Origin of the sequence: Lysobacter sp. yr284 (assembly GCF_900107375.1) — a bacterium.
Classification (GTDB): Bacteria; Pseudomonadota; Gammaproteobacteria; order Xanthomonadales; family Xanthomonadaceae; genus Lysobacter.
Window position 1 is genome coordinate 215,236 of record NZ_FNPT01000001.1, and the last position, 22,538, is coordinate 237,773.

Sequence of the window (22,538 nt, forward strand, 5' to 3'; positions counted from 1 at the left end):
GGCTGCTTGCGCCCGCGTTTCACCCGTTCCGCCTCGACCGCCTTTCCGCCGCGCCCGCCATTCACAAGGACGATCCGATGAAATCCAGCCTGCTCGCCTGCGTTTTCGCGCTGTGCCTGTCCACCGGCGCCGCCGCGCAGGCGCCCGCTGCGCCGCCGTCCGCGCCTGCAGCGGCCACGCGCGATCTCGCCGCCCTCGCCGCGGCGATCGAACGCGGCCTGCGCCCCAGCGTGGTCGCCGCCGGCGAGACCGTGCCGCACTGGACGCTGCAACAGCGCATGGCCCACCACAAGGTTCCCGGCGTCGCCATCGCCCTGGTCCAGGACGGCCAGCCGGTCTACGCGGTCGGCTACGGCGTGCGCGCCGCCGGCGGCGCCGAGGCGGTCGACGCGGACACGCTGTTCTCGGTCGGCTCGGTCAGCAAGATGATCACCGCGGCGACCACGCTGCGCCTGGTCGCGCAAGGCCGGCTCGAGTTGGACCGCGACGTCGGCGCCTACCTCACGTCCTGGCGCATCCCGCCCGCGCCCGCGATCGCCGACCCGCGCGTGACCCTGCGCATGCTGCTGTCGCACACCTCCGGCCTCAACGTGCACGGCTTCGAGGACTACCTGCCCGGCGAGGCCCTGCCGACGCTGCGGCAGACCCTCGACGGCGCGGCGCCGGCCAAGAACCCGCCGATCCGCCTGCAGTACCCGCCGGGCACGCGCATGGACTACTCCGGCGGAGGGGTCATGGTCGAGCAACAGATTCTCGAAGACGTCGCCGGGCAGCCGCTGGAGGCCATCGCCCGCGCCCAGGTGTTCGAACCGGCGGGCATGCGCCGCAGCACCTTCGCCAACCCGTTGCCGGCCAGCCGCGGCAACATCGCCCAGGCCCACGACCGCAATGGCGCGCTCACCGCGCTGCCGCGCGGCTGGCAGGCCTTTCCCGAACAGGGCGCCTCGGGCCTGTGGACCAGCGCGCGCGACCTCGGCGGCTTCGTCGCCGCGCTGCTGCGCAGCCGCCGCGGCGACGGCCTGCTGCCGCCCGCGGTGTTCGCCGACATGACCGCCGCGGTCTCGCCCGGCGGGCGCGGGCTCGGGCCGGAACTGGCCGGCGCAGGCCCCGCCCGGCGGTTCTTCCACAACGGCAGCAACGACAGCTACCGGGCCGGCATCGAGGGCTATCCGCAGACCGGCTTCGGCTTCGTCATCCTCACCAACGGCGCCAACGGCGGCGCGCTGCGCGGCGAGATCCGCAACGCGATCTCCGACGCGCTCGGCGACGGGGTCAAACCTGCGATCCGCACCGTCGCCATGGACCCCGCCGCGCCGGGCCAGGCCGACTACGCCGGCCGCTACCGGCTCGACCCGGCGGTGCCGATGGACGTGCGCGGCGCCCTCGCCGACTGGTTCGACTACGACACACTGAGCGTCGACGTCGCCGCCGGCGCGCTGGTGCTGCGCCTGCCCGACGAGGCCGACGCCACGCTGCCGGCGCTGGGGCCGACCCGCTTCCTCGGCGCCGGCGCGGCCGGCGGCGCGGAACTGGAGTTCCACCGCGACGCGCACGGCGCGGTCCAGGCGCTGAGCGTGATCGCCGGCGATGCCCGCGCCTATTACCGCCGCGAGCCCGCGCAGGCCGCGCAAGCCGGCGCGCGGTAACTGCGGGCGCACGGCGCCGCGCGCGAGGCCTGCGCGCAGGCCTTGCGCGCGGCGTGGTAAATAGGGGCGGCCCGCCTTCCACGCGATTCCGCCAGGACCGCCGCCTACCCGCCCATGAGCCGACCGCGCGCTGCCAACCCGACCCGCAAGGCCGGCGAACACCTGACCATGGCCGACCTGGCCGAGCTGGCCGGGGTCTCGGCGATCACCGTCTCGCGCGCGCTGCGCGACAGCCCGCTGGTCAACCCCGAGACCCGCCAGCGGATCAAGGAACTGGCCGAGCGCCAGGGCTACCAGTTCAATATCAGCGCGCGCAACCTGCGCCTGCGCCGCAGCATGACCGTGGCGGTGGTGGTGGAGATGAAGCCGACGGTGGAGCGGCAGATGTCCGGGCCGTACCCGCTGGACCTGCTCGGCGGCATCAGCCAGGAGCTGACCTCGGCCGGCTACAGCGTGCTGCTGACCTCGCTGCAGGGCGGCGCGCTGCCCAGCGTGCAGGCCGCCGACGGGGTGATCCTGCTCGGCCAGGGCGCGCACGAGGACGCCATGCACGAAGTCCGCCGCTGGGGCCGGCCGATGGTGGTGTGGGGCGCGGTCAGCCGGCACGAGTCGCAGGTGGTGGTCGGCAGCGACAACCAGCGCGGCGGCAAGCTCGCCGCCGAACGCTTCCTGGCCCTGGGCCGGCGCCGGCCGGTGTTCCTCGGCGACGACGCCCACGGCGAATTCGCCGAACGCCTGCTCGGCTTCCGTGAGGCCCTGCGCGGCCACGGCATCGAACCGCTGACCCCGACCGTGGCCAACTTCACCGTCAGCGCCGGCGCCCAGGCGGTGCACGCGCTGCTCGACCAACACCCGCAGTTCGACGCCCTGTTCGCCGCCAGCGACCTGCTCGCGATCGGCGCGATCCGCGCCCTGATCGAACGCGGCCGGCGCGTGCCCGAGGACGTCTCGGTGATCGGCTACGACGACACCCCGCTGGGCGCGACCTACCTGCCGCCGCTGACCTCGATCCACCAGAACTTCGTCGACGCCGGCGTGCTGCTGGCGCGCAAGGTGCTGGCCTTGATCGAAGGCGAGCCGGCGGCATCGGAGATCCTGCCGACGCATCTGGTCGCGCGGGTGACCTGAGCGCGGGCAGCCCGCCCCCGCAAAAGCAGCGGGCTTGCCCTGTAGGAGCGGCGCAAGCCGCGACCGTGCAGCGGCCGGTCGCGTCGAATCCAGGCCTGCCCGTAGCGCGGGCGCGGAGGGTTTCGCCGCAGGTGCATTGACGCGGTCGCGGCTTGCGCCGCTCCTACAAAACAACGGGCTTGCCCTGTAGGAGCGGCGCGAGCCGCGACCGTGCGGCGGCCGGTCGCGTCGAATCCAAGCCGGCCCCGTGGCGCGGGCGCGGAGGGTTTCGCCGCAGGTGCATTGGCGCGGTCGCGGCTCGCGCCGCTCCTACAGGGCTTGCGCAGTTCTTGTTGCGTTGCAGCGGCGCGCGGCCGACGCGTGAGGACGCGTTGTGCACCGCCGCAATCGGCCAAGTGCCTGATTCGGCATGGTTAGCCAGCCCGTTCCGGGACCGGGCACCGATCGCGGATGTGGCGTACGTCCAGTCATTGTTATCGGTAACTTGACATCGATAACAATCAATCACTACGGTCCGCTTCCATCGAAGCCGCAGCGCCCTGCGGCCCCGCTTGCAGGCCTTGTCGCGTGACCGCTCAGAACCCCGCTTCCGCTGCCCCTTCCTCTTCCGCCGATCCGGACCCCTGGCGCCTGCGCCGGGTCGGTCTCGATCCGGCGCGCGCGCGCCGCGACGAAACCCTGTTCGCGCTGGCCAACGGTTCGCTCGGCGTGCGCGGCGGGCTGGAAGAGGCCGACGGCGGCAGCGACGGCAGTTTCCTGGCCGCGGTCTACGAGCAGCACCCGATCCACTACCACGAACGTTTCACCGGTTTCCCGCGCCATACCGACACCCGCCTGCCGGTCGCCGACGGCCAGCGCATCGCCGTGTTCGCCGGCGACGAGCGCCTGCTGCCGGCGCCGGGCGACGACTTCGAACGCGAACTCGACCTGCGCCGCGGCCGCCTTGCGCGCCGCAGCGTGCTGCGCACCGCCGCCGGCGCGCGCATCGAAGTCCATGCCGAACGCGTGGTGCCGTTCGACAGCGGCGTCGCCGGCGTCGACCTGCTGGCGATCCGCTACCGCGTCGCCTCGCTGGACTACCGCGGCGAACTGACCCTCGCCTCGGCGATCGAATGCGGCCACGAAGCCGCCGAACAAGGCGACGACCCGCGCATCGGCGTGGCCTCGGCCGAAGGCCTGCAACTGCTCGCGCGCCAGGCCGACGAGCGCGGCGCGCACGTGGTCCAGGCGACCCGCCGCAGCGGCGTGCGCGCGGTCTGCGAACAGGCCCACCGCAGCGACGGGCTGGCGTTCGCCGGCGCCGAACTCGGCGAGGAACGCGTGGCCCAACGCTACTGCGTGCAGCTACAGCCGGGTCAATCGGCGACCCTGGAAAAATTCGTCGCCTACGTCACCGACCGCAACCCGCACGCCACCGACCTGCCCGCCAGCGCCGCGCTGGCGCTGCAACAGGCGCAGGCCGACGGCTTCGACGCCATCGCCGCGCGCCAGGCCCAGGCGCTGACGCGGTTCTGGGACGGCGCCGACCTGTCGATCGAAGGCGACGCCGGCTCCGAACAGGCGCTGCGCTTCAACCTGTTCCACCTGCTGCAATCGGCCGGCCGCAACGGCATCGACGGCACCGCCGCCAAGGGCCTCACCGGCGAGGGCTACGAAGGCCATTATTTCTGGGACACCGAGGCCTTCATGCTGCCGGTGATGGCCTACACCGCGCCGGAAGTGGCGCGGGCCATGCTGCACGCGCGCTTCCTCGCCCTGGACCCGGCGCGCAAGCACGCGCGCGAGATGAACCACCCGCGCGGCGCGCTGTTCCCGTGGCGCACCATCACCGGCGGCGAGTGCTCGGCGCACTACCCGTCCGGCTCGGCCGCGTACCACATCAACGCCGCGGTGGCCTACGGCATCGGCCTGTACCTCGACGCCAGCGGCGACCTCGACTTCCTCGCCGACTTCGGCGCCGAGATGCTGTTCGAGACCGCGCGCATCTGGCCGCAGGTCGGCCACTTCAACCCGCGCCGCGGCGGCGCGTTCTGCATCCACGACGTGACCGGGCCGGACGAGTACACCGCGCTGGTCGACAACAACTTCTATACCAACCGCATGGCGCAGCGGCATCTGCTGCGCGCGGCGGCGGCGTGGGAACAACTCGAACGCGAGCGTCCGCAGCGCCTGCGCGAACTGGCGCAAAGGCTGCAACTGGACGCGCACGAAGTCGGCCTGTGGCGCCGCGCCGCCGAATCGATGTTCCTGCGCTACGACGAGGCCCTGGGCATCTACGCCCAGGACGACACCTTCCTCGACAAGCCGCGCTGGCCGTTCCCGGCGCGCGCGGGCGAACACCGGCCGCTGCTGCTCGATTACCACCCGTTGACGCTGTATCGCTACCAGGTCTGCAAGCAGGCCGACGTGGTGATGGGCCTGGTGCTGGCCGGCGACGGCATCCCGGTCGAGGTCAAGCGCCGCAGCTACGACTATTACGCGGCGGTGACCACCCACGACTCGACCCTGTCGGCGTCGGTGTTCGGCATCCTCGCCAGCGAAGTCGGCCACGCGGCGCAGGCCGAGGCGTTCTTCCACGACAACCTGCGCGTGGACCTGGACGACCTGCACGGCAACACCGATCACGGCGTGCACATGGCGGCGCTGGCCGGAACGTGGCTGGGCCTGGCCACGGGTTTCGCCGGCCTGCGCGCGGTCGACGGCGCGCTGCACTTCGCCCCGACCCTGCCGCAGCGCTGGGACGGTTACGCCTTCGGCCTGCGCTGGCAGGGCCGGCGCCTGCGCGTGCAGGTGCGCCGCGACGGCGTCGAATACGCGCTGCTCGACGGCGCGCCGCTGGCCATCGTGCATGCCGGCCAGCGCCTCGAACTCGGCGCGGACGCGCCGCATCGGCGGCCGCTGGCGGCGGCCGAGGTCGATGCGCGCGAGCGCTTCCCGCGCCCGACGCAGGCGCTGATCTTCGATCTCGACGGCGTGCTCACCGACACCGCGCAGACCCATTACCGCGCCTGGAAGCGCATGGCCGACGAAGAAGGCCTGCCGTTCGATGAGCACGTCAACGAACAGCTCAAGGGCGTGGACCGGATGAGCTCGCTGGAGATCATCCTGCGCCATGCCGGCCGCAGCCTCGACGCCGAACAGAAGCAGGCGCTGGCCGAACGCAAGAACGGCTATTACGTCGAAGCCATCGCCGAGGTCACGCCGCAGGACCTGTTCCCCGGCGTGGCGCGGGTGCTCGAACGCGCGCGCGCGCGCGGGCTCAAGCTCGGCCTGGCCTCGGCCAGCCGCAACGCCGCCGCCCTGCTCGACCGGCTCGGCATCGCCGATCGTTTCGACTACATCGCCGACGCCGCGCGGATCGCCCGCGCCAAGCCGGCGCCGGACATCTTCCTCGACGTCGCCGCCGCGCTCGGCGTGGCGCCGGCGCAGTGCATCGGCATCGAAGACGCCGCCGCCGGCGTGGCCGCGATCAAGTCCGCCGGCATGGCCGCGGTCGGCATCGGCGACGCGCGCGCGCTCGCCCAGGCCGACGTCTGCCTGGCCGACATCGCAGCGTTCGACGTAGACGCTTTCGTTTCGCCCTGACCGCGACGGCACGCATCGCCGCGGCGGGGTCACTCAAAACCAACAATCCATATCGAATGGGTGGGGAGAACGACATGCAACACCGTGCCAACCAGCAGACCCGGCTGATCCGCTATGCGCTGTCGGCCGCGATCGCCGCGATCCTCGCGCCGGGCCATGCGCTGGCCCAGGACGCGCAGCCCGCAGCGGCCGCCCAGGCCACCGACGCTTCGGCCACCACGCTCGACGCGGTCGTGGTCAGCGGCACCGCGCGCTTCAAGGGCGTGCGCAAGCGCGACGCCAGCTTCTCGATCACCACCGCCTCGGCCGAGCAATTGCAGGAGGCCGTGCCGCTGAGCACCGCCGACGCGCTCAAGGTCGTGCCCGGCGTGTGGGCCGAGTCGGCCGGCGGCAGCACCGGCGCCAACATCTTCGTGCGCGGCATGCCCTCGGAAGGCGACGCGCCGTTCGTGACCGTGCAGATGGACGGCGCGCCGTTGTTCCCGCCGCCGACCCTGTCGTTCCTGGAGAACTCCACGCTGTTCCGCATGGACGACACCATCGAGCGCATGGAAGTGCTGCGCGGCGGCCCCAGCCCGATCTTCTCCAACGGCCAGCCCGGCGCCACGGTCAACTTCATCCAGAAGAAGGGCGGCGAAGAGCCGGCCGGCAGCGTGCGCCTGGGCCTGGGCAGCGACGGCTTCCGCCGGGTCGACCTGTTCAACAGCGGCAAGCTCGCCGACGGTTGGTACTACAGCGTCGGCGGCTTCTACCGCACCACCGACGGCGTGCGCGACACCCAGTTCCCGGCCGACAAGGGCGGCCAGCTCAGCGCCACCCTGACCCACAGCTGGGACAGCGGCGAGATCACCGTCTACGCCCGCCACACCGACGACAAGAACGCGTTCTTCACTCCGATCCCGCTGCTCTCGCGCAACAACGGCTCCAGCCTGTCGAGCTTCCCGGGCCTGGACGCGCAGACCGGCACCCTGCTCGGCAACGATATCCGCCACGTCACCATCCCCACCGGCCCGGGCACCAGCATCAGCCGCGACCTCGCCGACGGCCGCGGCATCAACCTCGACGTGTTCGGCGCGTCGATGGACTTCTACGCCGGCGACTGGACCATCAGCGACCGGGTCAACTTCGTCACCGGCTCGGCGCCGACCAACGGCCTGTTCACCGGCGCCAGCCCGCAGACGCTGTCGTCGTTCATCGCCGGCTACGGCAGCGCCGGCAGCGCGACCTACGTCAACGGCGGCGGCGCGGTCGATCCCAACCAGCAGGTGCTGACCGCCGGCTTCTGGGTGGTCGACAAGGAGATCGAGTCGTTCACCAACGACCTGCGCTTCAGCAAGGACCTGTTCGAAGGCAACACCCTGACCGCCGGCGTGTACTTCGCCAAGTACTCGTCCAAGGACACCTGGTACCTGGGCAACAACATGCTGCTGACCGCGCACAACAACGCCCGGCGCATCGACGTGACCCTCGCCGACGGCCGCCAGGTCACCCGCGACGGCTTCACCGGCACCTCGTTCTTCTCGCTGCGCGGCGACTACGACGGCCAGAACACCGCGGTGTTCCTCGCCGACGAATGGCAGGTCAACGAGCGCCTGCGCCTGGACGGCGGCATCCGCTACGAGTGGCAGCAGGTCGACGGCACCGTGCACGACACCGCCACGGTCGACCTGGACGGCAATCCGAACACGCTGTACGACAACGCCACCTCGGTCTCGCTGCCGACCTCGCGCCGGATCGACCAGGACGACAAGCATTTCTCTTGGACCCTGGGCGCGAATTACAAGCTGACCGACAACGCCAGTGTGTTCGCCCGCGCCAACTCCGGTTACAAGCTGCCGGCCTTCGACAACCTGCGCGACGGCAACACCAAGGTGCAGGAGATCGACCAGTACGAACTGGGCTTCAAGTCCGGCAGCCAGAGCTACGACCTGTACCTGACCGCGTTCTACAACAAGTTCACCAACTCGCCGTTCCAGGCCTTCCTCGAGGACGGCAGCAACTTCACCACCGTCGGCGATTCGCGCGCCTACGGCGTGGAAGTGGAAGGCGCCTGGCGCCCGGTCGGCGGGCTGGAGCTGGCGCTGACCGGCGTGTGGCTGGATGCGAAGTACGAGAACTACCGCGAGTTCACCGGCAACCAGGTGATGCGCCAGCCCAAGCAGCAGTTCCGCTTCACCCCGAGCTATTACTGGACGCTGCCGTTCGGCGACCTGAAGGTGTTCGCGACCTATGCGCGCATCGGCGATCGCTATGCGGATCTGGCCAATACCCAGAAGCTGCCCTCGTACCACACGCTGGACGTCGGCGCGAACCTGCATGCGGGCCAGAACTGGGAGTTCGCGGTGACCGGCAGCAACGTCAGCAACGAACTCGGGTTGACCGAGGGCAATGTGCGCGTGCCCGGCGCGGCCACCGGCGGGGTGTTCATGGGCCGGCCGATCGCGGGGCGGTCGTATCTGTTCTCGGCCGCTTACAAGTGGTGAGGAGTTAGAGCCACCCTCATCCGGCCCTTCGGGCCACCTTCTCCCGCAAGCGGGAGAAGAAACGGCATGCGACGCCAGCATTCGAAAGCCCCTCTCCCGCTCGCGGGAGAGGGGTTGGGGTGAGGGCCGCCCTCGCCTGCGCCGCGCGCATGCCGCACGATCTCCCTGTAGCCCCGTCCTCCCGGAGCCCGCATGACCGTCGCCACCGCCCACCGCCGCCGCATGATCGCGGCCATGATCCTGACCTACATGATGTTCGGGGTCCTGCTCAACAGCGTCGGCACGGTGATCCTGCAGTCGATCCAGGGCTTCGGCATCGACAAGGCCCAGGCCAGCATCCTGGAAGCGTTCAAGGACCTGCCGATCGCGGTGGTCTCCTTCCTCACCGCCTCGCTGCTGCCGCGGCTAGGCTACCGCCGCTCGATGATGATCGGCCTCGGCCTGGTCCTGGTCGCCTGCGCGCTGATGCCGCTGCTGGCCGCGTTCTGGATGACCAAGGCGCTGTTCATCGCCACCGGCGTGGCCTTCGCCCTGGTCAAGGTCTCGGTGTATTCCTCCATCGGCCTGCTCACCGAAGGCAAGCAGGCCCACGCCAGCCTCACCAGCATCATCGAGGGCTGGTTCATGGTCGGCGTGCTCGCCGGCTACTGGATCTTCGCCTGGTTCATCGATCCGCAATCGCCGGGCGATCCGGTCTGGCTCGACGTCTACTGGCTGCTGGCCGGCATCGCCGCGGTCATCCTCGCACTGCTGGCCGGGGCCAGGCTCGACGAGCGGGCCGCGCGCGACGGCCACGCCGCCGCCGAGTCCTTCCTCGACATGTTCCGCCTGATCGCCCTGCCCCTGGTCGCCGCGTTCCTGGCCTCGGCGTTCCTGTACGTGCTGATCGAGCAGAGCGTGGGCACGTGGCTGCCGACCTTCAACCGCGAGATCCTGCACCTGCCGGCGAAAATGAGCGTGCAGGCGGCGAGCATCTTCGCCGTATCGCTGGCGCTGGGCCGGCTCGCCGCCGGGCTGGCGCTGCGGCGCGTGCCCTGGCACGGGCTGTTGATCGGCTGCGTGCTGGCGATGGCCGCGCTGGTGCTGCTGGCGCTGCCGCTGGCGCGCGGCGCCCAGGCGCAAGCGCAGATGACCTGGATGAGCGCGCCGCTGGCCGCGTTCGTGTTCCCGCTGATCGGGCTGTTCATGGCGCCGATCTATCCGGCGATCAACTCGGTCGTGCTCAGCTCGCTGCCCAAGTCGCGGCACGCGGCGATGACCGGCCTGATCGTGGTGTTCTCCGCGCTCGGCGGCACCACCGGCTCGTTCATCACCGGCCAGTTGTTCGCCCATATCGGCGGCGGCGGCGCGTTCTATCTGTCGCTGCTGCCGATGGCGCTGCTGGTGCTGGCGATCGCGGCGCTTCGGCGCCAATCCGCGCGCGCCGAAGCGGCCGTACTCGCCGCTGCCGCCTGACCGGCGGGCTTGGCAGCGCACCGGCCTGTGGCTATGCTCGCGACGTGGCTATGGGCGTCCTTCCTTCTCTCTGAAACTAGGGTGCCCGCTTCCCACATGGCCCGCTTCGGCGGGCCTTTTCGTTGCGATATGTCGAAGGAGCGCGCGCGATGAACGGAATCTTGCTGCGCAGGAAAGGCAAGTTCCTGCTCAAGCCCGGCGATGGCGGCGCAAGCGCCATGCAGCTGGCGATGGTGCAGCAGGAATTGGAACAGCTTGGCTTCGCGCTCACGCCCGAGGCGTTGGAGCGCCTGGGCAGCCAGTCGCCGGAACAACTGGCGCGCTGCCTGCGCGAACTGCGCGCGACGCTGGCCAAGACGACCGGCGCGCACCGCCCGCTGCGTCCGCTGTTTCCCGACTTTCCGGCCGGCGTGCTGCGGGTGGAAGAAGCGCAGCTGTACCAGCGCGCGATGTTCCACTACGTCACCCGACTGCAATTGCACGAAATCGAGCCCGAGCCATCGCCGCCACTGCGCGGCGGCCGTGCGCTGCGCCTGATCGGACTGGGCAGCGCAGAGGAGTTCGAAGCCATCTGCACCCGCCTGGCCGCCTCGCCGACCTCGCTGTCGCAACAGGACAAGGACGACCTGGCCTGGTTCATCGACCAATACCGCGAGCAGGTGCTGCGGATGCTGCCCGAGCACATCGCCTTCAAGGAAAACTTCGCCTTCATCGCCGCCGCGCTGCTGCGCCGCGCGCCGGGCCCGCGCAGCGAGGCGTTCGTACGCGAACGCCTGGCCACCGCCACCGATGCGCTGCGCGTGGCCGTTGCCTGGAGCGCAGGCGACGTGTCGCTGGCCGAGCCGACCCGCTTCGGACGCTTTCCCCGCGCGATGCGGCGCTTGCTGCTGCACGCATTGGAAGCCTGCGGCGATCCAAGCGAGGACATGCTGCGCTGGAAGGAACGCTGGAAGCGCCTGGGCGAGCGGCTGCACCCGGGCGACTACCGCGAGCGCCTGCCGGCGACCTGGAACGCGTTCCAGACCTTGCGCGAGGACCGCCCGCACGAAACCTTCAACGGCGCGATCGAACGCGAGTTGCGTCTGGGCCGCGCCGATGCCGCCGCGCAGCGCCTGAGCGCGCGGCCCGGCGAACTGGCGCGGCGCCTGGACCACCTCCTGCGCAGCGGCGCCGACCCAGCGGACGTGCTGCAGCGCCTGCGCGCCGCCGCAACGCGCGTGTCGGTGCCGGTGCTGCTGCAGTTGCACAGCCAACTGCGTCATCGCGGCCGCGCGCCTTTGCGGGTGTTCTTCCCCAAGGGCGACGCCGCGCGCGCCTGGGGCGCCCACGACCGGCGCGCGCCGCTGCCCGCCGGCGCCGCCGAGGCCGCCGCGGCCATCTGCCGCGAGGCCCTGAGCGAACGCTTCGCCCAGCGCGCGCCGCTGGGCCCGTGCTGGATCGACCCCGCCCTGCGCGACCTGCGCGCGCCGCTGGCGCAACGCTCGGCCTCGCGCTCGCTGCGCACGCTGACCCGCGGCAGCCGGGTGACGCTGCCGGATGCGCGCTTCGTGCGCCTGTTCCTGTGGTGGAAGAACGGCCGCGGCCGCACCGACATCGACCTGTCGGCGGCATTCTTCGACCGCGAGTTCGGCTTCCTCGACACGATCTCCTACTACAACCTGCGCGGCTACGGCGGCCATCACAGCGGCGACATCGTCGACGCGCCCCAGGGCGCGGCCGAATTCATCGACCTGGACCTGCCGCGCCTGCGCGAATCCGGCGTCGGCTTCGTCGCGGTCAGCATCCACAGCTTCACCGAGCAACCCTATTGCGATCTGCCCGAGTGCTTCGCCGGCTGGATGGCGCGCAGCGAGATCGACTCGGGCGAACCGTTCGAGGCGCGCACCGTGCACGACCGCGTTGACCTGGCGTCCAAGCAGAACAGCTGCATGCCGTTCGTGCTCGACCTGGAACGCAACCAGGCGGTTTGGTGCGACGTCGGCATCGGCGGACGGCCGCGCTGGAACAACGCGGCCAACCAGCTGTCGGGCATCTCGCTGATACTGCGCGCGATGCAGTACGACGCGGCTCCCGATCTGTACACGCTGTTCGAATTGCATGCGCAGGCGCGCGGCAGCTTGGTCGCCGAGCGCGCGCAGGCGCAGACCGTGTTCGCGCAGGACGGCGACGTGGGCGCGTTCGATATCGATCGGATTCGCGCCGAGTTCCTTTGACGCTCGGTAACGCGGCGGCAGGCGTCCACCCCTGTGGGAGCGGCTTCGACCGCTTTACCGGCAGGAGCTTCAGCCCCGATGCCTTTGTGCCCGATCGCGGCGCGCCGAGCGAAAAGCATCGGGGCTGAAGCCCTCCCACAAAAGCCGCCCCACGGCCGGATCAGCCGCGCACCACGCCCAGTTCGATCAGGCTGCGCGCGGCCGCCACCAGCGCCTCTTCGGCGCTGCGCGGGGCCCAGCCCAGCAGCTGCCGGGCCTTGGCGTTGCTGGCGTTCTTGCGATTGCCCAGGTCCGGCACGATCTGCCGCACCGCCGGGTCGGCCAGCGCGGCCAGCCGCACCAGCCAGTTCGGCAGTTCGCGCGTCGGCGCCTTGCGCGCGGCCGCGCCGAGGTTGCGCCGCAGCAGCGCGGCCATCTCGGCGACGCTGAGGAAGTCGCCGGCGGTGGCGAGGAAACGTTCGCCGCGCGCGGCCGGGTCGGTCATCGCGAGCAAGTGCAGGTCGGCGACGTCGCGCACGTCGACCACGCCGAAATGCAGTTTCGGCGCGCCCGGCAGCGCGCCGTCGAGCAGGCGCTTGACCAGCAGGATCGAGGTCGCGTAATCGTCGCTGAGCACCGGGCCGAAGATGCCGACCGGGTTGACCACGGCCAGCTCTAGTCCGCCGCCCTGCTCGGCGACGAACGCCCAGGCCGCGCGCTCGGCCAGGGTCTTGGACTTGACGTACGCCGCCAGCGGCGCGGCGGTGTCGCTCCAGACGCGTTCGTCGAACGGCGTCGGGCGCGGCGGATGGCCGTAGCCGACCGCGGCGAAGGACGAGGTCAGCACCACCCGGCGCAGGCCGGCGTCGCGCGCGGCGCGCAAGACCCGCAAGCTGCCCTCGCGCGCCGGCGCGATCAGTTCGTTCTCGTCGCGCGGGATCTGCGCCGGGAACGGCGAGGCCACGTGCAGGGCGTAGCCGCAACCGGCCGCCGCCGCGGCCCAGCCCTCGTCGCTGCGCAGGTCGGCGACGTGCAGGCTGAGCCGGTCGCCGGCGTCCACGCCCGCGCGCGCCAGCGCCGCGCGCAGCTGCGGTTCGCGGGCGAGGTCGCGCACGGTCGTGCGCACGTGGTGGCCGGCGGCGAGGGCGTGAGCGATGCAGCGGCTGCCGAGGAAGCCGCTGCCGCCGGTGATCAGCACGGTGGCGGGCGCGGCGCGGGAAGTGTCGTCGTCGTTCATCGCCGCAGCCTAACGCAGGCGCGAGCGGGCGATCCACTTGCAGCAGCGGCGCGAGCCGCGACAACGCGACTGCGCCGAAACCGTCGCCGCAGTCGCGTTGTCGCGGTCGCGGCTTGCGCCGCTCCTACAGGGGGCCGCCTACTTCTTGGGTTCTTCCAGCAACACGTACTCGCCCCTGGGGCCGACGCGCTTGTTGCCGGCGCGCGCGCACAGGGCGCCGTCGCAGCGGGTCAGCGCGCCGTTGCGGGTGGCCTCGACGATGTCGCGGGCGAAGTCGGCGCGCTGGATCTCGCGCATGGACTTGTGGATGTAGAACCAGCTGCCGCCCACCGCCAGGATCGAGCCGACCAACAACGCCAGCACCGCCTTGTACAACAGGATCTGCTGCGAACGCTCCAGCGCCTTGCGCTGGTCTTCCAGCGCCTTGGCCGCGCGCTGGGTCAGCTCGACGCTCTCGCGCAGCTGCGCGCCGGCGCTGCCGAAGGCCTGCTCGACGCCGCGGCCGATGGCCTCGTGGGCCTGGTTCTGGACCACGCCGATCAACTGCTGGGCCAGCTCCTGCGCGCCGGCGCCCATGCCGATCGCGGCGCGGTGCAGTTCGTCGGCGCTGCGGTCCACGTGCTGGACCGCGCGTTCGCTTTGTTCCTGCAGGTGCTGGGCGAACACCGCGAGATCCGCGGCCAGTCGTTTCAGGTCTTGCGCGTCCTGCACGGGAGTCTCCGCGTAATAGCCCTGCCCGCTCATCACAGGCCCGGTGCGCGCGGCGGCTGGGCCGGAGCCTCGGGCTGCGGCGGCGGCAGCCGCTGCGCGTCCGCCGGCTCCGCCTGCCGCACCTGCGCCTGCTGCGGCGCTTGCTGGGCCTGCTCGGCGTTGAGCTGCTGGTAGCGCTCGCGCCCGGCCTGCAGCCAGTTCTGGGTTTCCGGCGCCTGGGCGTGGTCGCGGGTGGCGTCGCGGAACGCGGCGGCGTCGCCGTTGCGCGCGGCGTCGATCATGCGCGCGAAGTTGCGCTCCAAGTCGTTGCCCTGGGCCATGCCGCCCTGGCCCAGCGCGGCCGGTCCCTGCGCCCCGAGCCCGCCCTGGACCAAGGCCGGCTCCTGGCCGCCCGGAGCCGGGCCGATCGGCACCGCGCGGCGCGCAAAGCGCGCGCTCATGTCCTCGTCGATGGCTTCCTTGCGGTTCGGATCGGCGACACTGTGGTCCTTGACCTGCTGCTTGCTCGCGACCGTCTCGATCCGGTCGCGCTCGCCGTCGCGGAAGCCGAAGGTGGTGTAGAAGAACTGGTGCTGGTCGGAGCGGTGCACCACGTTGAGCTTGGGATCGGTCGGCTCGGCGCGCTTTTGCAGGTACGGCTGGTCGCTGAGGCTGTTGAGGTAGTCCACCATCAGGTTGCCGCTGCGGATCGACAGGCCGTTGAGCTCGTAGCTGCCGCCGATGTTGCTGTGCGCGCCGCCGACGGTGACGTTGAGGAAGCGCTGGTTCTCGGTGTGGCCTTCGCGCAGGATGCTGGTCGACTTGAACTGGTCGCGGCGCTCGTCTTCGGCGGTGACCTGGAAGCCGGACATCACCGACGGCGGCAGGCGCCGGTCGTGCTTGCGCGGCTCGCCGGTGCCGACCGGGTCGAACAGGCCGACCGCCTGCGCCACCTGTCCCGGCGGCTCCAGCGGCGCGTTGCGGTAGGTCGGGGGCGCGGTGATGTTGCCGTCCTTGTCCTTGACGTAGACCGCGCCGGCCGGGTCCTGGATGCCGCGCTCGTGGACCAGGCGCGAGAACGCGGCCTCCTGCTCGGCGCCGCGGCTGTAGCCGATCCCGGCCAGGCTGATCTTCGCCTGCGGGTCCTCGGCCTTCCATTCCTTGGCCTGTTCGATGAACTGCGCGTACATCTTCTCCAGGCGCGGATCGAAGCTGCGGCCGGTGGCGCCGTCGACCGTGCGCTCGTACCAGCCGCTCTGGGTGCCCGGCCCTTCCACGTAGCCCACGCCGATGTTGGCGTGCAGCCCGTTCTGCAGCTGCTTGGCGACATCGGCCACGTTGGTGTGGTTCTTCGGGTCGGTGCCGTACATGCTGTTGCCGGTGCCGTCGAAGCAGGCCACGAACATGCGCGAATGCGGATCGGCCGAGTCCAGCAGCACCGGCGCCTGCAGCTGCGACAGCGCCTGGCTGGCCTGGACGTAGCTGTCCAGCTGGTGCTGGTTGGCCGGATCGGTCCTCACTCCATCGGGATTCTTGCCACCGCCCATCGCGAACTCTCCTTGATCCTGCATGCGGTGCCGCGCGGCGCCCGGCGGGCGGCCTGTCGCGGCGTGGTCGCGGCGCCGGTGCGCGCCGCGTACGACTGGTTACGTCATGGCTGCGAGCGCTGCGGCGCGCGCGGCGCTCAGTAGGTCTGCGAGAACACCCGCACCAGGTCGGCGCGGAAGTCGCTGTTGGGGTTGGCCGGATCGCGCGGCCGCTTCAACGGGATCATGCTGCGCATGTAGACGTTGATGGTGCGGTCGTTGACTTCCAGGATGATTTCCGGGTCGTTGAGGCTCACGCCCTCGGCCACGTCCTCGCGCGCGACCTCGTGCCGCACCAGCCCGTCGGCGAAGATCGCGGCGACGTCGATGCTGGCGCGGTGCTCGCTCTTGTCCTTGGCGCGCCAGGTCACCTCGGCCGGGCCGGGGAAGTTGGCGATGTCCAGGTGCGCGGCCTTCATGCGCTGCGGGTAGGCGGCGCCGAACGAGGCCACCGACGCGCTCTGGCGCTCGCGGTCGTCCTGGCCGTGCGGGAAACCGTTGTAGACGATGCTGCAGCCCCAGGTATCGAAGCAGAAGCCGCCGAAGCGGTGGCGCTGGAAGCGCAGCGGCCACTGCGCGGCGGTGGCCTGCGCGCCTGCGGACGGATCGGGTGCGGCGGTGCTGGACATGGCGGTTTGGCATCCTGTTGCGGCGAATAGGGCAAGCAGCGCGGCCACGGCGCGGACGCGGCGCGCCGCGGCCCGCGAGGGCGGCGACGGCGCCGGACGACGGCCGGGCGCGGACGGTTTGTCCATCGGGGTCCCTCCAAGGTTCCGGCCACCGGCGAGGCCGGGACGATGCGGCGGCGGCGCGGACAATTCCCCATTGCCTGCCGCGCGTGCCGCGCTCGAGCGTCGCCGGAACGCTCGCCGCCAGTTTGCACGCAATCGGCGACAAGACTCAACCAGGGTGCGGCGATCCGGGCGCCAGCGGATGCGATCGTGCGCGCATGCAGCGTGCGTTGCCGACCCACCGGCAACACGCGCCGGGCGCGGTCCTGGCGCCGGTGGGCGTCGCCGGCCCCGCGCCGCCGCGCTCGCGCCGCGCGTGTTTTCGCCCGCTCGGGCAAAGCCGCCGCGCGTGCCCGCGCTCACAGCCGCAATGTGATTGCGCCCGAACTCATGCGATATTGCGACGCAGCGTGATTCGCTGTCGCGCGTGTGCCAGAAAGCGCCGTGACAATCGTCGCGATCGTTGGATCGACCTGCGCAGCGGCCTTCGCCGAAGCGCGACCGCACTCGGAGGAGCCGGCGCAAGCCGTTGAATGAGCAAGCAAATCCTCAACGCGGGCCACACCAAGGCGCGTCTGCTCGAAGCCGCCGAGGCGCTGTTCGTCGAGCACGGCTTCGAGGCCATGTCGCTGCGCCAGATCACCACCCTGGCCGGCACCAACCTGGCCGCGGTCAACTACCACTTCGGCGGCAAGGAAGGGCTGATGCAGGCGCTGCTGCACTCGCGCCTGGACCGGCTCAACCAGGAACGCCTGCGCCTGCTGGCCGCGTGCGAGCGGCGCTACGGCAGCGACGGCATGGACGCCTCGGCCGTGCTCAGCGCGCTGTTCGTGCCGGCGCTGCGCATGAGCCGCGCCAGCGAGGACGGCAGCGGCTTCGTGCGCCTGCTCGGCCGGGTCTACAGCGATCCCTCGCCGTTCGTGCGCAACTACCTGCGCGAGCACTACCAGCCGATCTTCGGGCGCTTCTTCGAGGCGTTCGCGCGGGCCCTGCCGCAGGTCTCGCGCAACGAACTGGGCATGCGCCTGCACCTGTGCCTGAAGGCGCTGTCGGGGCTGCTGGCCGGGGAGCGCCTGGACGAGCTGATCGCGTCGCTGTGCATGGGCGAGAAAGTCAGCGACGCGCTGATGCTGGCGCGGCTGATCAGCCTGATCTCGCCGACCCTGACCGCGCCGTTCGGCGACCGCGAGCAGATCGCCCAGGTCGAGCGCGTGGTGCTGCTGGCCGACGACGCCGCGGCCGCGGCCGACGCCCAGGCGCTGGGCGCGGGCAAGCCGCCGGGGGGGCTGCCGCCGTGGGCGGTGGAGACGGTCGAAGCCTGAGCGCGTCGCCGGCCAAGCGCTCCATCGGAGCGCTTTTGCCGGAGGGCCTTCAGGCCCTGCCACCAATCACAGCCGCAGTTCGCTGTCGCGGTCGAAGAAGTGCATCCGCTCGGCCGCATACGACAAATGCACGGTCTCGCCCGCCTGCGGCAGGTGGAACGGCGGCAGCCGCACGACCAGGTCGCAACCGCCGCAGCCGAGGTTGAGGAAGGCCTCGTTGCCGACCGGCTCGACCACTTCGACCTTGGCCGGCACGGTGTCCGGCCCGGCCTCGGCCAGGTGCATGTCCTCCGGCCGCAGCCCGACCATCAGCTCGCGGCCGAGGTAGCCGCGCACCGTCTCCAGCAGTTCGCCCTGCGGGCGCAGGCGCAGTTGCACGCCCTCGCCGATCTGCAGGTGCAGGCCGTCGTCGCGCTCGACCACCGGGCCCCACAGGATGTTCATCTTCGGGCTGCCGAGGAAGGTCGCCACGAACAGGTTGACCGGCCGGTTGTAGAGTTCCATCGGCGTGTCGATCTGCTGGATCTTGCCTTCCTTCATCACCACGATGCGGTGGCCCAGGGTCATCGCTTCGACCTGGTCGTGGGTGACGTAGACCATGGTCGTGCCGAGCTGGCGGTGCAGGCGCGCGATCTCGACCCGCATGGTCATGCGCAGCTTGGCGTCGAGGTTGGACAGCGGCTCGTCGAGCAGGAACACCTGGGCCTTGCGCACCAACGCGCGGCCGAGCGCGACGCGCTGGCGCTGGCCGCCCGACAACGCGGCCGGCTTGCGCTCCAGCAACGGCTCCAGCTCCAGCATCGCCGCCGCCTCGCCGACCTGGCGGGCGATCTCGGCCTTGCCCAGGCCGCGCAGCTTCAGGCCGAAGCCGAGGTTCTCGGCCACGGTCATGTGCGGGTACAGCGCATAGCTCTGGAACACCATGGCGATGTCGCGGTCCTTCGGCGGCACCTGGTTGACCACGCGCTCGCCGATACGCAGCTCGCCGCCGCTGATGGTTTCCAGCCCGGCGATCATCCGCAGCAGGGTCGACTTGCCGCAGCCCGAAGGCCCGACCAGCACCAGCAGCTCGCCGTCGGCGATGTCGAAGCTGGCGTCGGCGACGCCGACGTAGCCGTTGGGATAGACCTTGCGCAGATGCTGCAGACTGACCTTCGCCATGAATTCTCCCGACTGAGCGAACCGCGCGGTGTGCAATCGGCCGCGCCGTGGGCTATTCTGCCCATGTAAACGTTTTCATGCACGCCCTGTCGCAGATCGCGTGCGGGGCCGGACCGCTACGGAGACCCGCCCGCGATGAACGACCTGCCCGCCGTCGCCGCGATGTCCGCACTGCGCGGCGGCGCCGTGGCGCGCCCGGGCCACGGCCGCAAGCGCTGCCGACGCGGTCGGCCCGGACAGCGCCGCAGCCGATGCGATTCGCACCCGCGCGGCCGCGTCGCATGCCGCGGGTGCGGCCAGGATGGCACGCCGCCCAGGCCCTCGTCGCCGCATGCGCATCGCCGCACTCGCCCGCTTCGGCGCGGCGCGCCGCCGCGCGCACGCGGGCCATGGCGAATCCCGCGCCCGACGCGTACGCCGCCGCGGCCGCCGCCCTGATTGCATGGGCAAGGTTCGCCCGCCGCCCAGGCAGCGACTATGCTTGGACGCCGGCCGCGAACGCCACTCGCGCCGCCCCGCGCGGCGTCCGGCCTCCCCCCTTTCCTCTTGGTCCGTCCGCTCCATGCACGACACTCTGCTGCTGTTCGGCGCCACCGGCGATCTCTCCCAGCGTTACCTGTTCCCGTCGCTGGTCCACCTGTGGCGCGACCGCCTGCTGCCGGCGTCGCTGCGCATCGTCGCGGTCGGCCGCCAGGAACACAGCGACGAGGAGTTCCGCGCCTGGCTGCGCGAACGCATGGCCGCCGAGGTCGCCGACGATCCGGGCATCGTCGAGGAACTGCTCGCGCGCATCGCCTATGTCTCGGTCGACCTGCGCGACGAGGCGGCCATCGCCGCGGCGCTGTCGGCCTATGCCGACCGCCCCAGCGTGAGTTACCTGGCCACCCCGCCCGACCTGTTCGTGCCTTGCGCCAAGGGCCTGAAGGCCGCCGGCCTGCTCGAAGGCGAGTCGCGGCTGGTGCTGGAAAAACCCATCGGCCGCGACCTGGCCTCGGCGCGCGGGATCAACGCCGCGCTGCGCGCCTGCCTGGATGAGTCGCGGATCTTCCGCATCGACCATTACCTGGGCAAGGCCGCGGTGCAGAACCTGCTCGCGCTGCGCTTCGGCAACACCTTGCTGGAAGCGGTGTGGCAGCACCGATGGATCGAGTCGGTCGACATCTTCGTCGGCGAGACCGCTGGCGTGGACGGCCGCGAAGGCTATTACGCCGGCTACGGCGCGCTGCGCGACATGGTCCAGAACCACATGCTGCAACTGCTGGCGCTGATCGCGATGGAGCCGCCGGCGGCGCTGGACGCCGATTCGATCCGCGACGAGAAGCGCAAGGTGCTGCGCACGCTGCGCCCGGTGACGGCCGCGGACGCCGCCGAGCGCACGGTGCGCGGGCGCTACGGCGCCGGCGTGGTCGAGGGCCGCGCGGTGAAAGGCTTCGTCCACGAATCGCCGGTGGAGACCTTCGTCGCGGTCGAGACCTTCATCGACAACTGGCGCTGGGCGGGCGTGCCTTTCCGGTTGGTCACCGGCAAGCGCCTGGCCGAGCGCGCCACCGAAGTGGTGGTGTCGTTCCGGCCGACCTCGCACTGGCTGTTCGAACGCCCGCGCCGCGGCCGCGAGCGCCCCAACCGCCTGCGCATGCGCCTGCAGCCCGACGAAACCATCGAACTGGGCCTGATGGGCAGCCTGGCCGCGCCGGAATGGGGCGCGCTGGAGCTCAAGCCGATGTCGCTGGACCTGTCGATGTCGGCCTCGCCGCAGCGGCGCATCGCCTACGAGCGGCTGATCGTCGACGCGCTGCGCGGCAACCAGACCCTGTTCGTGCGCGACGACGAAGTCGAGGCGGCGTGGCAGTGGATCGACAGCATCGAGAACGCGTGGAGCGAAACCGCGCAGCCGGCGCTGGACTACCCCGCCGGCTCCTGGGGCCCGGCCGAGGCCGAACGCTTCCTGCCGCCGACCAACGGCGGCACGCATTCCAACCGCACGGGCGGGGGCCAGGCATGACCGGCGCGTTGTTGGCCGACATCGGCGGCACCAACGCCCGCTTCGCCCTGGCCGCTTCCGACCCGTCCGCGCCGGCGCTGCTGCCCGACAGCGTGCAGGTCTACGCGGTCGCCGACTTTCCCTCGCTGGCCGACGCCGCTCGGCATTACCTCGACAAGGTCGGTGCCGCGCCGAGCCACGGCGTGTTCGCGGTGGCCGGACGGGTCGACGGCGACGAGGCGCGGATCACCAACCATCCGTGGGTGATCTCGGCCGAGCGCACGCGCATCGCGCTGGGGCTGACCCGGATCGACTTGGTCAACGACTTCGCCGCGCAGGCGATGGCGGTGTCGCTGCTCGGCGTCGGCGACGTGGTGCCGATCGGCGGCGTGCGCTGGAACGGCTGGAACGACAGCGGCGACCGCACCTACGCGATCATCGGCCCCGGCACCGGCCTGGGCGTGGGCGCGCTGCTGCGCCGCGACGGGCGCTTCTATCCGTTGCAGACCGAAGGCGGCCACGTCAGCTTCGCGCCGAACAATCCCGAGGAGATCGACGTCCTCAAGCGCCTGTCGGGCGAGTTCGGGCGGGTGTCGAACGAACGCCTGATCAGCGGCAGCGGCCTGGTCAACCTGCACCGCGCGCTGAGCCAGATCGCCGGCGAAGACCCCGGCCCGCTGCAACCGCAGGACATCACCGCGATGGCGCGCGAAGGCGACGTGCGCTGCCTGCGCGCGATCGACGTGTTCTGCGCGGTGTTCGGCGCCGCCGCCGGCGACCTGGTGCTGACCCTGGGCGCATGGGACGGGGTGTTCCTGCCCGGCGGCCTGGTGCCCAAGCTGATGCCGTGGCTGGCGCACTCGGGCTTTCGCCAGCGCTTCGAACACAAGGGCCGGTTCTCGCCGACCATGGCGCGGGTGCCGACCCTGGCGGTGACCCATCCGCAGCCCGGCCTGCTCGGCGCCGCCGCGCTGGCCGCGCAGTGCGCGCTCAAGGCTGCTGCGTAGTTCCGACGCCGCGGCTGCGACGACGGCTCAGGCCGCGAGGCGGCCGTCGCGCCTTCGCCGATCCGGGCCGCGCGCGCGCTCCCTTCGTTGCTGCGAAAGCCGCAATTCGTTTTGACGTTGCGTTGAATGTGTAGCGGCAACGGCAAAATCAAAATGGATTCCGGCTTTCGCCGGAATGACGGCGGCAGTTCCGGCCTCTTTCATCCAGCGGCCCGCCGCGCGGCTTCGCCAGGACGCCCGCGTTCGACGCAACCACGCTGCAGCCGCCCGGCGCTGCTCGCGCTGCCGAGCCTTAGTGCGTAATCCAACCGCCCGCGCATGAGGCATCAGTCAC

The 22,538-nt window shown here is 71.3% G+C and carries 14 protein-coding genes; 9 read left to right on the forward strand and 5 right to left on the reverse strand.

Annotated features, from left to right (window positions below; genetic code table 11):
• Positions 1-77: 77 nt before the first annotated feature.
• From BLV01_RS00765 to BLV01_RS00790, 6 genes are all read left to right on the forward strand, one after another.
• Positions 78-1,646 carry a serine hydrolase domain-containing protein gene (locus BLV01_RS00765; RefSeq protein ID WP_091793187.1) on the forward strand — a complete coding sequence of 523 codons (1,569 nt, stop codon included), beginning with the start codon at positions 78-80 and terminating at the stop codon, positions 1,644-1,646.
• Positions 1,647-1,760: 114 nt separating this feature from the next.
• A complete protein-coding gene (locus BLV01_RS00770) occupies positions 1,761-2,774 on the forward strand; it encodes a LacI family DNA-binding transcriptional regulator (protein WP_057947795.1) in 1,014 nt (337 codons plus the stop codon).
• 567 nt (positions 2,775-3,341) lie between these two features.
• Positions 3,342-6,359, forward strand: a complete 3,018-nt coding sequence (gene pgmB / locus BLV01_RS00775) for a beta-phosphoglucomutase (protein WP_091793189.1) — start codon at positions 3,342-3,344, stop codon at positions 6,357-6,359.
• 74 nt (positions 6,360-6,433) lie between these two features.
• Complete coding sequence (locus BLV01_RS00780) at positions 6,434-8,842, forward strand: TonB-dependent receptor (RefSeq protein WP_091793191.1); 2,409 nt, start codon at positions 6,434-6,436, stop codon at positions 8,840-8,842.
• Positions 8,843-9,034: 192 nt separating this feature from the next.
• Positions 9,035-10,297, forward strand: coding sequence for an MFS transporter (locus BLV01_RS00785; RefSeq protein WP_254782465.1), 1,263 nt, complete (start codon positions 9,035-9,037; stop codon positions 10,295-10,297).
• A gap of 149 nt (positions 10,298-10,446) precedes the next feature.
• Positions 10,447-12,510: a TerD family protein gene (locus BLV01_RS00790; protein ID WP_091793193.1), complete on the forward strand. Its 2,064-nt coding sequence runs from the start codon at positions 10,447-10,449 to the stop codon at positions 12,508-12,510.
• A gap of 160 nt (positions 12,511-12,670) precedes the next feature.
• Here BLV01_RS00790 and BLV01_RS00795 read toward each other — a convergent pair whose 3' ends face one another.
• From BLV01_RS00795 to BLV01_RS00810, 4 genes are all read right to left on the reverse strand, one after another.
• Complete coding sequence (locus BLV01_RS00795) at positions 12,671-13,726, reverse strand: SDR family oxidoreductase (RefSeq protein ID WP_091793195.1); 1,056 nt, start codon at positions 13,724-13,726, stop codon at positions 12,671-12,673.
• Positions 13,727-13,864: 138 nt separating this feature from the next.
• Positions 13,865-14,437, reverse strand: a complete 573-nt coding sequence (locus BLV01_RS00800; RefSeq protein WP_139178359.1) for a hypothetical protein — start codon at positions 14,435-14,437, stop codon at positions 13,865-13,867.
• 32 nt (positions 14,438-14,469) lie between these two features.
• A complete protein-coding gene (locus tag BLV01_RS00805) occupies positions 14,470-15,963 on the reverse strand; it encodes a T6SS phospholipase effector Tle1-like catalytic domain-containing protein (protein ID WP_175485720.1) in 1,494 nt (497 codons plus the stop codon).
• A gap of 137 nt (positions 15,964-16,100) precedes the next feature.
• Entirely contained in the window at positions 16,101-16,631 is a 531-nt protein-coding gene (locus tag BLV01_RS00810) for a hypothetical protein (protein ID WP_091793200.1), read from the reverse strand.
• Between the two features lie 635 nt (positions 16,632-17,266).
• Here BLV01_RS00810 and BLV01_RS00815 point away from each other — a divergent pair.
• Complete coding sequence (locus tag BLV01_RS00815) at positions 17,267-18,055, forward strand: TetR/AcrR family transcriptional regulator (RefSeq protein WP_091793201.1); 789 nt, start codon at positions 17,267-17,269, stop codon at positions 18,053-18,055.
• A 66-nt stretch (positions 18,056-18,121) separates the two neighbouring features.
• Here BLV01_RS00815 and ugpC read toward each other — a convergent pair whose 3' ends face one another.
• Positions 18,122-19,216, reverse strand: coding sequence for an ABC transporter ATP-binding protein (ugpC, locus tag BLV01_RS00820; protein WP_091793203.1), 1,095 nt, complete (start codon positions 19,214-19,216; stop codon positions 18,122-18,124).
• Positions 19,217-19,778: 562 nt separating this feature from the next.
• Here ugpC and zwf point away from each other — a divergent pair.
• Together zwf and glk are read left to right on the forward strand one after the other, a co-directional pair.
• On the forward strand, positions 19,779-21,218 hold the full coding sequence (zwf, locus tag BLV01_RS00825; RefSeq protein WP_091793205.1) for a glucose-6-phosphate dehydrogenase: 1,440 nt from the start codon (positions 19,779-19,781) through the stop codon (positions 21,216-21,218).
• On the forward strand, positions 21,215-22,204 hold the full coding sequence (gene glk, locus BLV01_RS00830) for a glucokinase (RefSeq protein ID WP_091793207.1): 990 nt from the start codon (positions 21,215-21,217) through the stop codon (positions 22,202-22,204). The genes zwf and glk overlap by 4 nt, the downstream gene beginning before the upstream one ends.
• The last annotated feature ends 334 nt before the right edge of the window (positions 22,205-22,538 follow it).

Coding starts and splice junctions, on each gene's coding strand:
- BLV01_RS00765 (WP_091793187.1), top strand. CDS start 78: ATGAAATCCAGCCTGCTCGCCTGCGTTTTCGCGCTGTGCCTGTCCACC.
- BLV01_RS00770 (WP_057947795.1), top strand. CDS start 1,761: ATGAGCCGACCGCGCGCTGCCAACCCGACCCGCAAGGCCGGCGAACAC.
- BLV01_RS00780 (WP_091793191.1), top strand. CDS start 6,434: ATGCAACACCGTGCCAACCAGCAGACCCGGCTGATCCGCTATGCGCTG.
- BLV01_RS00785 (WP_254782465.1), top strand. CDS start 9,035: ATGACCGTCGCCACCGCCCACCGCCGCCGCATGATCGCGGCCATGATC.
- BLV01_RS00790 (WP_091793193.1), top strand. CDS start 10,447: ATGAACGGAATCTTGCTGCGCAGGAAAGGCAAGTTCCTGCTCAAGCCC.
- BLV01_RS00795 (WP_091793195.1), bottom strand. CDS start 13,726: ATGAACGACGACGACACTTCCCGCGCCGCGCCCGCCACCGTGCTGATC.
- BLV01_RS00805 (WP_175485720.1), bottom strand. CDS start 15,963: ATGGGCGGTGGCAAGAATCCCGATGGAGTGAGGACCGATCCGGCCAAC.
- BLV01_RS00810 (WP_091793200.1), bottom strand. CDS start 16,631: ATGTCCAGCACCGCCGCACCCGATCCGTCCGCAGGCGCGCAGGCCACC.
- BLV01_RS00815 (WP_091793201.1), top strand. CDS start 17,267: ATGAGCAAGCAAATCCTCAACGCGGGCCACACCAAGGCGCGTCTGCTC.
- ugpC (WP_091793203.1), bottom strand. CDS start 19,216: ATGGCGAAGGTCAGTCTGCAGCATCTGCGCAAGGTCTATCCCAACGGC.
- zwf (WP_091793205.1), top strand. CDS start 19,779: ATGCACGACACTCTGCTGCTGTTCGGCGCCACCGGCGATCTCTCCCAG.
- glk (WP_091793207.1), top strand. CDS start 21,215: ATGACCGGCGCGTTGTTGGCCGACATCGGCGGCACCAACGCCCGCTTC.